Here is an 11,361-nt window from a genome sequence, read left to right as displayed (position 1 = left end):
GGGGGCGACGGCACCGGGTGGGGTGCCGTCCGGACTGCTGCAGGAGGCCCGGGCTCCACGAGGAATCCCGGGCCTCCAGCTGAGCCGCCTAAGAGAATCGAACTCTTGACCTTCTCATTACGAGTGAGACGCTCTGCCGACTGAGCTAAGGCGGCGCGCGCCCACCGATCCGGCGGACGAGCACGGACACTGTACCTGGCGGACGGCGCCTCGACCAAAGCGAGCCTCGTCACCCCGCCGCTGCGCCCGGCCGGACGGGCCCGCCGGGGCTCAGCAGCGGGTGCCGTCCGCGGGCACGGTCCCGTCGACCAGGTAGGCGTCGACGGCGTCCGCGATGCAGGCGTTCGACCGGCCGTACGCGGTGTGGCCCTCCCCCTCGTAGGTGAGCAGGTGCCCGGAGTCGAGGGTGTCGGCGAGGCTCTCGGCCCAGGCGTACGGGGTCGCCGGGTCGTTGGTGGTGCCGACGACGACGATCGGCGCGGCACCGGTCGCGGAGTAGTCGTCCAGGCCGCCGGCCTCGCGCACCGGCCACTGCGCGCAGATCACGCCGCCGTAGCCGAAGAAGTACCCGACGGTCGGCGCGACCTCCTCGATGGCGGCGGCCTGGGCACGCATCTCGGCGACGTCGGTGGTGCCGCGGTCGTCGGCGCAGCCGATGGCCCAGAACGCGGACGTGGAGTTCGAGGCGTACGTGCCGTCGGCGTTCCGGTCGTAGTACAGGTCGGCGAGCTGGAGCAGGACCGAGCCGTCGCCGGACAGCGCCGCGTCCAGGCCCATTGTGAGGTAGCTCCAGGAGCCCTCGTCGTAGAGCGGCAGCGCGATGCCGCTGAACGCGAGCGTGCCGGTCAGCGGCCGCGAGGTGCCGGTCGGCAGCGGCGACTTCCGGGCCCGGTCGAGCACGGAGCGCACCTGGGCGAGCCCGTCGTCCACGGAGCCGGTGAGCGGGCAGTCGGCGCCGGCCTGGCAGTCCGCGACGTAGGCGCGCAGCGCGTTCTCGAAGCCCTGCGCCTGGCCCTCGGAGAGCTCCTGGGAGGACAGCGTGGGGTCGAGCGCCCCGTCGAGCACCAGGCGACCCACCTGCTGCGGGAACAGCGCCGCGTACGTGGCGCCGAGCTGGGTGCCGTACGAGTAGCCGACGTAGTTCAGCGTGTCGTCGCCGAGCACGGCGCGCAGCACGTCCATGTCCTTGGCGGCGGAGACCGTGTCCACGTGCTCCAGCACCGGTCCGGTGTTCTGCAGGCACGCGGCGCCGAACGCGCCGTAGGCGTCCTCGGCGGACTGGATGCCCGCGTCGGTGGTGAAGTCGAAGTCGGTCGACACGATCTCGTCCATCGCCGGGCCGTCCACGCAGGTCACGGGGGTGGACGCCGCGACGCCGCGCGGGTCGAAGCCGACCAGGTCGTAGCGCTCGACGACCTCGGTGCCGAACCGCGGCAGGGCGATCGAGGACAGGGCGTCGATGCCGGACGACCCCGGCCCGCCGGGGTTGAGGAGCAGCGACCCCAGCCGGTCGGCCGTCGCCCGGTGCCGGCTGACGGCGACCTCGATCGTGTCGCCGTCGGGCTCGGCGTAGTCGAGCGGGACGACGAGCGTGGCGCACTCGAGGTCGCCGCACGCCTGCCAGTCGAGCTCCTGGGCGTAGATCGCGTCGAGGCCCCGGACGTCGGCGGCGGTCGGCGCGGTCGTCACCTCGGTCTGCTCGCGCGGGGCGGTGCAGCCCGCCAGGGCGAGGGCGGCGACGGCGGCCAGGGCGGCGGCGCGCACGAGACCGCGGCGGCGGGTCGAGGGCACGGGTCGGCTGAGGGCTCTCGGGGCGGGAGTCACCGGACAACGGTAACGGCCGCTCCCGGCCCCGCGGCTCAAGCCTGCGGGCGCAGCGCGATGAGCATGGCCTCGACCGCCAGCAGCGGCGCCACGTTGCCCTCGAGCCGGGTGCGCGCCTCCCCCACCGCGTCCATCCGGCGGACCGTCTGCTCGGGCGTCGAGGACTCCGCGACGGCCCGCGCCGCCTCCTCGTGCTCGGCATTCACCAGGTGCACCTCGGCGCCGAGCTGCAGCACCAGCACGTCCCGGTAGAACGACAGCAGGTCGACCATCGCGCGGTCGAGCACGTCGCGCTGGGCGCGGGTCGCGCGGCGCTTCTGCTCGTCCTCCAGCTGCTTGACCTGGCCGCGCAGCGCCGGCGGGATCACCGTGAGCCCCTCGGCGCCGAGCGAGTGCAGCAGCGCCTGGCGCTCGGCGGCGTCCCGCTCCTCGGTCGCCGCCCTGGCGTCCGCCTGGGCGGTCTCGACGAGCTCCGCCGCGGCGAGGACGGCGTCCCCGACGCCGCGCAGCCGCGGCGCGATCCGCAGCACGGCGGACCGGCGCGCGCGGGCCTCGGGGTCCCGGGCGAGCCGGCGGGCCACGCCGACGTGCGACTGCGCCGCGCGCGCCGCGACCAGGGCCACGCCCGGCTCGATGCCGTCCCGGCGCACCAGCAGGTCCGCGACCGCCTCGACCGGCGGCACCCGCAGCGCGACCGAGCGGCTGCGCGACCGCAGCGTGACGAGGACGTCCTGCGGGCTGGGGGCGCACAGCAGCCACACGGTGCGCGGCGGCGGCTCCTCGATGGCCTTGAGCAGCACGTTGCCCGAGGTCTCGTTGAGCCGGTCGGCGTCCTCCACCACGATGACCCGCCACCGGCCCTGGGAGGGCGCGCGCTGCGCCAGCTCGACCAGCGGCCGGACGGTGTCGACGCGGATCACGACGCCCTCGGTCGACACGAACGTGACGTCGGGGTGCGTGCCGGCGAGCACGGTGGCGCACCCGGGGCTGCGCGGGTCGCCGGACGGGTCCTGGAGCGCCGCGGCGAACGCGCGCGCCGCGTTGGACCGGCCGGACCCGGGCGGCCCGGTGAGCAGCCAGGCGTGCGTCATCTTCGACGGGTCGGCCACGGCCTCCCGGAGCGTCGCGACCGCCGGCTCCTGGCCGACGACGTCGTCCCACACGGTCCTCATCGCGCGCCGCCCGCGGCGTGCTCGAGCAGTGCCCCCACCCGCGCCCGCACGTCGGCCGCGATCTCGTCGACCGGCCGGGCGGCGTCCAGCACCAGCCAGCGCCCGGGGTCGGCGGCGGCCCGGGCGAGGAACGCCTCCCGGGTGCGGCGGTGGAAGTCGTCGCCCGCGCTCTCCAGCCGGTCCGGCTGGTCGGCGCGCGCGGACAGCCGGCCGAGGCCGGCGGCGGGGTCGAGGTCGAGCAGCACGGTGAGGGCCGGCAGCAGGCCCCCGGTGGCCCACAGCGACAGGTCCTCGACCTCCTGCGCGCCCAGGTCCCGCCCGGAGCCCTGGTAGGCCACGGAGGAGTCGAGGTAGCGGTCGGTGACCACGACGGACCCGGCCGCGAGCGCGGGGCGGACCAGGGACGCGACGTGGTGCGCGCGGTCGGCGGCGTACAGCAGGGCCTCGGTGCGCGGGTCGACGTGCCCGCCGTGCAGCACCTCGCGGCGCAGCACCCGGCCGAGCTCCGTGCCGCCGGGCTCGCGGGTGAGGACCACCGTGCGGCCCAGCCCGGTCAGCCAGTCGCCGAGCAGCCGGGACTGGGTGGACTTGCCGGCGCCGTCGCCGCCCTCGAAGGACACGAACAGGCCGCCGGGGGCCGCCGGCGAGGGCGCGGGCGTCGGCGGGTGGGGCAGCGTCACGCTCGCCAGGGTATCCACCCCCGCCCACACCCCGCCGACGACCCCGGCGCGCGCGGGCCGCGCACCGGGGTGCCGTCGGTCACTCGCCGGGGTAGACGACCCCGACCTGGGCCCGGACCTCGTCCATGGTGCGCAGCACGCCGAGCGTGTCGGCCCAGGTCATGCGGGGGCTCTCGGTCGCGCCCTCGGCGACCCGGCGGGCGACCTCGGCGGCCTCGTACTGCAGGCCGTGCGCGACCGGCTGGTCGAACGTCCACGTCCGCCCGTCGCGGCGGGTGACCCGGAACGACGTCGGCGCGTAGAACGAGCCCTCGATGGTGATGCTGCCCTCGGTGCCGCTGATCGCCGCCGTCGTGGGGGTCTTCGCCCACAGCGTCGTGGTGAGCGCGGCCTGGGTCCGGTCGCCGTAGCTGAGCACGATCGCGAGCTGGCCGTCGACGCCGGTCTCGGTCAGCGCACCGACCGCGCGGACCTGGGTCGGCACGCCGAGGAAGTCCTGCGCGAACGCCACCGGGTACACGCCGAGGTCCAGCAGCGCGCCGCCCGCCAGCGCCGGGTCGTACAGCCGGTGGCTCGGGTCGAACGGGAAGTACTGGCCGTGGTCGGCGTGCACGGCGACGATCTCGCCGATCTCGCCCGAGTCGATGACCTGGTGCACGGCCGCGACGTGCGGCAGGAACCGCGTCCACATCGCCTCCATGACGAACACCCCGGCGGCGCGGGCGGCGGCGAACACCTCCTCGGCCTCGCCGGCGTTGCGGGTGAACGCCTTCTCGACCAGCACGTGCTTGCCGGCGGCGATCGCGAGCAGCGCGTGCTCCCGGTGCTCGGAGTGCGGGGTGGCGACGTAGACCGCGTCGACCTGCGGGTCCTCGACGAGGTCCCGGTAGCCGACGTGCGTCGTCGGGATGCCGTGGGCGGTCGCGAACCGCTCGGACCGGGTGCGGTCCCGCGAGCCGACGGCGACGAGCTGGGCGCGGGTGCTGCTCCGGACGGCGTCGGCGAAGGCGGCGGCGATGCCCCCTGCGCCGAGGATGCCCCAGCGGATCGACGGTGCGGTGCGCGGGTCCTCGGTGAGTGCCATGCCGCGACCCTAGTGGCACGGGCCGCGACCCGGCACGAGGGCGGTCCGGCCCCGCGCCGTGGGACCAAGGTCCGCGATGACGGATGGCGGCACCGTCCGTACGGTGGAGGCGTCGGCGGCCGCGAGGACCGTGCCCGACGGGCCCGGCGCCGACGCGACCCCAGGAGGAGGAGCCGTGTCCGCGACCCAGGAGCACCCGCCCGTCCGCACCCTCATCAGCCCGGCCCGGTACGCCCAGGGGCCGGGTGCGATCGAGCGCCTCGGGGAGCTGGTCACCCCGATCGGCCACACACCGCTCGTCGTCGCCGACGACACGGTGTGGTCGTTCGTCGGGGACGCCGTGGCCCGGTCCTTCGACGCCGCCGGGCTGCCGCTGACGCGCGACGGCTTCGGCGTCTACGCCACGGCCCAGGCGGTCGAGGCGATCGCCGACCGCGCGAAGGAGCTCGGCGCGGACGTCGTCGTCGGCGTCGGCGGCGGCTCCACCATCGACGCGGTCAAGGCCGCCGGCCACCTCGCCGGGAGCCGCTGGGTGTCGGTGCCGACCGTCGCCTCGACCGACGCCCCGTGCTCGGCGCTGTCGGTCATCTACGACGACGAGGGCGGGTTCGAGGAGTACCGGTTCTTCCCGCACAACCCGGACCTGGTGCTGGTGGACACCCGGCTGGTCGCGAACGCCCCGGTGAAGTTCCTCGTGGCGGGCGTCGGCGACGCGCTGGCGACCTGGATCGAGGCCCGGGCGGTCGCGCGCGGCGACGGGACGACGATGGCCGGCGGGCTGCCGACCGCGACCGGCACCGCGCTGGCGCGGCTGTCCTGGGACATCCTCTGGGAGCACGCGCTGCCGGCGATCGACGCGGTGCGCGACCACCTGGTGACGCCCTCGGTGGAGAAGGTGGTCGAGGCCAACACCCTGCTGTCCGGGCTGGGCTTCGAGTCCGGCGGGCTCGCGGCCGCGCACGCGATCCACAACGGCCTCACGGCCGCGCCGCAGACGCACGGGCTGACCCACGGGCAGAAGGTGAACATCGGCTCGGTGACCCAGCTGGTGCTGGAGGGCGCACCGGTCGATGAGATCCGGGACTTCGTGGAGTTCACCACCCGGGTCGGGTTGCCGAACACGCTCACCGAGGTCGGCCTCGCGCCGGACGACGTCGAGGACCTGACCCGGGTGGCCGAGGCGGCGACCGCCGAGGGCGAGACGATCCACGCGATGCCGTTCACCGTCCGGGTGCCGGACCTGGTGGACGCGCTGCGGTCGATCGAGGGCTTCTCGCGCCGGGTCCGGGCGGAGGCGGGGCTGCCGGAGCCGGTGCCGCACCGCGCGCACTGACCTGGTGGCCCGGGGGGCACGTCCGCCGCGCGGACGCGCCCCCCGCACGTGCCCCCGGGTGACAGGCGACCGCCGACCTGCGAGGGTCGCAGGGAGCCGCTGACGAGGGAGGACGCCGTATGGCCGCACCGTGGGTGCAGCACGCGATGTGGTGGCACGTGTACCCGCTGGGGTTCACGGGCGCCGAGCCGGCGGCGGACGACGCGACCCCGGTGACGCACCGGCTCGGCCACGTCGAGCGGTGGCTGGACTACCTGGTCGACCTCGGCCTGAACGGCCTGGCGCTCGGCCCGGTGTTCGCGTCGAGCACGCACGGGTACGACACCGTCGACCACTACCGGGTCGACCCCCGGCTGGGCGACCGCACGGACCTGGACGCCCTGCTCGCGGCGGCCCGGGACCGCGGCGTCCGGGTGCTGCTGGACGGCGTCTTCAACCACGTCGGCGACCGGCACCCGCTGTTCCGCGCCGCGCTGGCCGGCGGCCCGGGCTCCCCCGAGGCGGACCTGTTCCGGATCCGCTGGACGGACGACGGGCCGGACTGGGACTGCTTCGAGGGCCACCGCTCCCTGGTGACCCTGAACCACGACGAGCCCCGGGTCGTCGACCTGGTCGCGGACGTGATGACGCACTGGCTGGACGCCGGCGCGGACGGCTGGCGGCTCGACGCGGCGTACGCGGTGCCGACGGCGTTCTGGGCGCGCGTGACCGAGCGGGTCCGGGCCGCGCACCCGGACGCCTACCTGCTCGGCGAGGTGATCCACGGCGACTACCCGGCGTTCGTCGCGGAGTCGGGGCTGGACGCGGTCACCCAGTACGAGCTGTGGAAGGCCACCTGGTCCTCGATCGCGGAGCGCAACTTCCACGAGCTGGTGTGGACGCTCGGCCGGCACGACGGGTTCCTCGACCACTTCGTGCCGTACACGTTCGTCGGCAACCACGACGTCACCCGGATCACCAGCCGGGTCGGCGACGCGACGCTCGCGGGCCTGGCCCTCGTGGTGCTGGCGACGGTCGGCGGCACCCCCGCGGTCTACTACGGCGACGAGCAGGCGTACCGCGGGGTCAAGGAGGACCGGGCGGGCGGCGACGACGAGGTCCGGCCGCCGTACCCCCCGACGCCCGACGACCTCGCCGGCCCCGACGTCGCGCCGGACGGACGGGCCACGCACGACCGGCACGCCGCGCTGCTCGGGCTGCGCCGCCGGCACCCGTGGCTGCACACCGCGCGGACCCGGGTCGTCGAGGTCACGAGCACGCGGCTGGCGTACGAGGCGCGGGCGTCCGACGGCTCCGGCGCGGCGCTGCTGGTCGCGCTCAACCTGGACGACGCCCCGTGGCGCATGACCGCGCCCGCGGGTGCGACCGTCGCGGCGCACGCCGACCCGGCGGTCGCGACCGGGACGCAGCCAGGCCCCGGCGCGTCCGTGGACGTCCCGGGGCCCGGCTGGGTCGTGCTCGAGGTCTGAGCCCTACTTCTTGGCGGCCGCCTTCTTGCGCGGCGCGGCGGCCTTCTTGGCGGCCGGCTTCTTCTTGGGCGCCGACGCGCGCTTCTCCGCCAGCAGCTCGACCGCCTGCTCGCGGGTGATGGACTCGGGCGTCGTGTCCCGCGGCAGCGTGCGGTTGGTCTCGCCGTCCGTCACGTACGCGCCGAACCGGCCGTCCTTCACCACGATCGGCTTGCCGGACGTCGGGTCCTCGCCGAGCTCGCGCAGCGGCGGCGTCGCGGTCGCGCCGCGGCCCCGCTTCGGCTGCGCGTAGATGGCGAGCGCCTCCTCCAGCGTCGTGGTGAAGATCGCCTCCTCCGACGGCAGCGTGCGGGAGTCCGTGCCCTTCTTGAGGTACGGGCCGTAGCGGCCGTTCTGCGCGGTGATCTCGGCGCCCGTCTCCGGGTCCGTGCCCACGACGCGTGGCAGGCTGAGCAGCTGCAGCGCCTCGTCCAGCGTGATCGTCTGCAGCGACTGCGACTTCAGCAGCGAGCCGGTGCGCGGCTTCGGGGCCGCCGCCAGCGCGCGCTTCTTGGCCGCCGCCGACAGGCCCGGGTCCAGCTCCGGCTCGGGCAGCAGCTCCGTCACGTACGGGCCGTACCGGCCGTTCTTCGCGACGATCGTCGTGCCCGTGGCCGGGTCGGTGCCCAGCACGAGGTCGCCCTCGGGCTGGGTCTCGAGCAGCTCGCGGGCCTTCTCGGCGGTCAGTTCGTCCGGCGCCAGGTCGTCCGGCACCGACGCGCGGCGCGGGTTGCCGTCCGGGCCGGGCTCGCCGCCGGACTCCTCGATGTACGGCCCGTACCGGCCGACGCGCAGCGTGATGCCGTCGCCGATCTCGATCGAGTTCACCTCGCGGGCGTCGATCTCGCCGAGGTTGGCGACGAGCTCGCGCAGGCCGTCGCCGTCCGGGCCCTCGGCCGCCTCGGAGCCGAAGTAGAACCGGGTGAGCCAGTCCACGCGGTCCTTCTGGCCCGCGGCGATGGCGTCGAGGTCCTCCTCCATGGAGGCGGTGAAGTCGTAGTCGACGAGCCGGTCGAAGTTCTCCTCCAGCAGCCGGGTCACGGCGAACGCGAGCCAGCTCGGCACCAGTGCCTGGCCGCGGCTGGTCACGTAGCCGCGGTCCTGGATCACCGAGATGGTGGCGGCGTAGGTCGACGGGCGGCCGATGCCGCGCTCCTCGAGCGCCTTGACCAGGCTCGCCTCGGTGTAGCGCGGCGGCGGGGACGTGCGGTGGCCGTCGGCGGTGAGGTCGGACTCCGTGACCGGGTCGCCCTCGGCCATCTGCGGCAGCCGGGTCTCCTTGGCGCCCTCGGCGGCCTTCCCCTCGGCGTCGGAGGCGTACCGGTCGACGTCCCGGCCCTCCTCGTACGCGGCGAGGAAGCCGCGGAACGTGATGACCGTGCCGGACGCGGCGAACAGCGCGTCGGTCGGGGCGCCGGCGGTCGCGCCGTCGGCCGCGGTGCTTCCGGCGGGCAGCTCGGGCGCGGGGACGGTCGCGGCGATCCGCACCGAGGCGGTCGAGCCGCGGGCGTCGGCCATCTGCGAGGCGACGGTGCGCTTCCAGATGAGCTCGTACAGCCGGAACTGGTCGCCGGACAGCTCCCGGGCGACCTGGGCCGGGGTGCGGAAGTCGTCCCCGGCGGGGCGGATCGCCTCGTGCGCCTCCTGCGCGCCCTTGCTCTTCGACGCGTAGACGCGCGCGGAGTCGGGCACGTGGTCCGCGCCGTAGAGCTCGCCCGCCTGCCGGCGCGCGGCGTCGACCGCCTGCGAGCTCAGCGTCGGCGAGTCGGTGCGCATGTAGGTGATGTAGCCGTTCTCGTACAGCGTCTGCGCGGTGCGCATCGTCTGCCGGGACGACATCCGCAGCTTGCGGCTCGCCTCCTGCTGCAGCGTCGACGTCGTGAACGGCGCGGCCGGGCGGCGGGTGTACGGCTTGGTCTCCAGCGACCGCACCACGTACCCGGCGCCGTCCAGCGCGGACACCCACGCCTGCGCCGCGGTCTCGTCCAGGTGCACCGGGCGGCTCGCGCCGGAGCCCTTGAGCACCCCGTCGTCGCCGAAGTCGCGACCCGAGGCCACGCGCCGCTCGCCGAGCTGCACCAGGCGGGCGCCGAACGACGGCTCCCCCGCGTCGGCCACCGCGAACGTCGCGGTCAGGTCCCAGTAGTCGGCGGCGCGGAACGCCATCCGCTCGCGCTCGCGCTCGACCACGAGACGGGTGGCGACGGACTGCACGCGGCCCGCGGACAGGCCCTGGCGGACCTTGCGCCACAGCACCGGGCTGACCTCGTAGCCGTACAGCCGGTCGAGGATGCGCCGGGTCTCCTGCGCGTCGACCAGGCGGTCGTCGAGCTCGCGGGTGTTCTCCAGCGCGCGGGCGATGGCCTCGCGGGTGATCTCGTGGAACACCATCCGCTTGACCGGCACCTTGGGCTTGAGCTCCTGGAGCAGGTGCCACGCGATGGCCTCGCCCTCGCGGTCCTCGTCGGTGGCGAGGTAGAGCTCGTCGGCGTCCTTGAGCAGCCGCTTGAGCTCCGTGACCTTCTTCTTCTTGTCGGAGTCGACGACGTAGTAGGGCGCGAAGCCGTTGTCGACGTCGACGGCGAACTTCCCGAACGGGCCCTTCTTCATCTCCGCGGGCAGCTCGCTGGGCTGCGGCAGGTCACGGATGTGACCGACGCTCGCCTCGACGTCGAAGCCGTCGCCGAGGTACCCGGCGATCGTGCGCGCCTTGGCCGGCGACTCCACGATGACCAGCTTGCGACCTGCGGACATGCGCTCCTGCTTCCTTCGGACTGCCGACCCGTGGTGCCGGGCGTGCGGGCGGCGACAGCATGCCACCGCCGGTGCGGGGGAACTCTACGACGTCGGTCCCACCCGGTCCGACCCTGAGGTGGCGGACCGGCGCAGCACCAGCAGCGCGCCGGACGCGGCCGCGGCCACCGCCACGATGCCCAGCGCCCCGCCACCGTACGACGTCAGGAGCGCCGCCGTGGAGCCGACCGGGTCGTCGGACAGCCAGGTGCGCCGGAGCGCGACCAGCGCGGCCCCGCCCGCGAGCGCCGTCACGGCGGCGAGCAGCCAGGCGGCCACGGCGGTGCCGGGACCGTCCGGGCGGGCGGCCCGGCCGGCGCGCGGGACGGTGCGCAGCGCGGCGGTCGGCGGACGGCGGTCGGTGGCGGTGTCGACGCCGAGCGCCAGCACCGCGCACGCCAGCGCGCCCCACGCCAGGACGACAAGCAGGCCCGCCACGACGTCCGACGGGCGGTGCCACTGGCCCACCAGGGTGCTGACGCCGGTGGCCCCCGCGTACGCACCGCCGAGGACCGCGGCCCACGGCCGGGCCCGGGGCGGCACGACGAGCAGCACCGCCGCGGCGACCGAGGCCGCCGCCGTCGTGTGCCCGCTCGGCAGCGTGTTGAACTCGGGGCCGTACCCGAAGTCCGGCCGGTCGAGCACCCACTGCTTCAGCACCCGGGTGGTGATGTTCGCGCCGCCGAGCACGACGGCGGCCACCAGCGCCAGCCCCCACCGGCGGCGGGCGAACGCAATCACCGCGCACCCGACGACCGCCGCGGCGATGAAGCCGACCGACACGACGTCCAGCACCGGCTCGGCGACCTCCCACAGCCGGTTCTGGCCGATGTGCGCCCCGTCGAGGGACGCCTGGTCCACCGCCTGCCCGTGCTCCGTGCCGACGAACACCCGCCACGTCACGGCGACGCCCAGGACGGCCACGAGCGCGACCAGCAGCGCCACCGCGACCCGGCGGGCCGTGCCG

Annotated in this window: 8 protein-coding genes and 1 tRNA gene; 2 read left to right on the top strand and 7 right to left on the bottom strand. The window is 75.4% G+C overall.

All coding sequences use genetic code 11. The features are described 5' to 3' along the window. Positions 1 to 82: 82 nt before the first annotated feature. The 5 genes from G6556_RS12830 to G6556_RS12810 all read right to left on the bottom strand — a co-directional run bounded on the left by G6556_RS12830 (position 83) and on the right by G6556_RS12810 (position 4,760). A tRNA-Thr gene (locus G6556_RS12830) sits at positions 83 to 155 on the bottom strand. A 115-nt stretch (positions 156 to 270) separates the two neighbouring features. After that, positions 271 to 1,791 (bottom strand): alpha/beta hydrolase, encoded by a 1,521-nt coding sequence (locus G6556_RS12825; protein WP_346774877.1) that lies wholly within the window; start codon positions 1,789 to 1,791, stop codon positions 271 to 273. 68 nt (positions 1,792 to 1,859) lie between these two features. Next, the gene (locus tag G6556_RS12820) at positions 1,860 to 2,996 is read right to left on the bottom strand and encodes a DNA polymerase III subunit delta' (RefSeq protein WP_166941925.1); all 1,137 of its coding nucleotides are present in this window, start codon (positions 2,994 to 2,996) and stop codon (positions 1,860 to 1,862) included. Beyond that, complete coding sequence (gene tmk / locus G6556_RS12815) at positions 2,993 to 3,676, bottom strand: dTMP kinase (RefSeq protein WP_166941923.1); 684 nt, start codon at positions 3,674 to 3,676, stop codon at positions 2,993 to 2,995. The genes G6556_RS12820 and tmk overlap by 4 nt, the downstream gene beginning before the upstream one ends. A 79-nt stretch (positions 3,677 to 3,755) precedes the next feature. Then, positions 3,756 to 4,760: a Gfo/Idh/MocA family oxidoreductase gene (locus G6556_RS12810; RefSeq protein WP_166941921.1), complete on the bottom strand. Its 1,005-nt coding sequence runs from the start codon at positions 4,758 to 4,760 to the stop codon at positions 3,756 to 3,758. 175 nt (positions 4,761 to 4,935) lie between these two features. Here G6556_RS12810 and G6556_RS12805 point away from each other — a divergent pair, with 175 nt between their 5' ends. Both G6556_RS12805 and G6556_RS12800 read left to right on the top strand, forming a co-directional pair. Continuing rightward, positions 4,936 to 6,093 carry a glycerol dehydrogenase gene (locus tag G6556_RS12805; protein ID WP_346774876.1) on the top strand — a complete coding sequence of 386 codons (1,158 nt, stop codon included), beginning with the start codon at positions 4,936 to 4,938 and terminating at the stop codon, positions 6,091 to 6,093. Between the two features lie 119 nt (positions 6,094 to 6,212). Beyond that, a complete protein-coding gene (locus tag G6556_RS12800; protein WP_166941917.1) occupies positions 6,213 to 7,562 on the top strand; it encodes an alpha-amylase family protein in 1,350 nt (449 codons plus the stop codon). Positions 7,563 to 7,565: 3 nt separating this feature from the next. Here the strand turns inward: G6556_RS12800 and topA are convergent, their stop codons facing one another. Continuing rightward, a complete protein-coding gene (topA, locus tag G6556_RS12795) occupies positions 7,566 to 10,355 on the bottom strand; it encodes a type I DNA topoisomerase (protein WP_166941915.1) in 2,790 nt (929 codons plus the stop codon). A gap of 84 nt (positions 10,356 to 10,439) precedes the next feature. Then, positions 10,440 to 11,361 (bottom strand): phosphatase PAP2 family protein (locus G6556_RS12790; RefSeq protein WP_346774875.1); only part of this gene is annotated, 922 nt, incomplete at its 5' end.

The organism is Cellulomonas sp. IC4_254 (assembly GCF_011603975.1).
In the GTDB taxonomy this organism is placed as follows: Bacteria; Actinomycetota; Actinomycetes; order Actinomycetales; family Cellulomonadaceae; genus Cellulomonas.
This window is presented reverse-complemented; position numbering and strand designations above follow the sequence as displayed.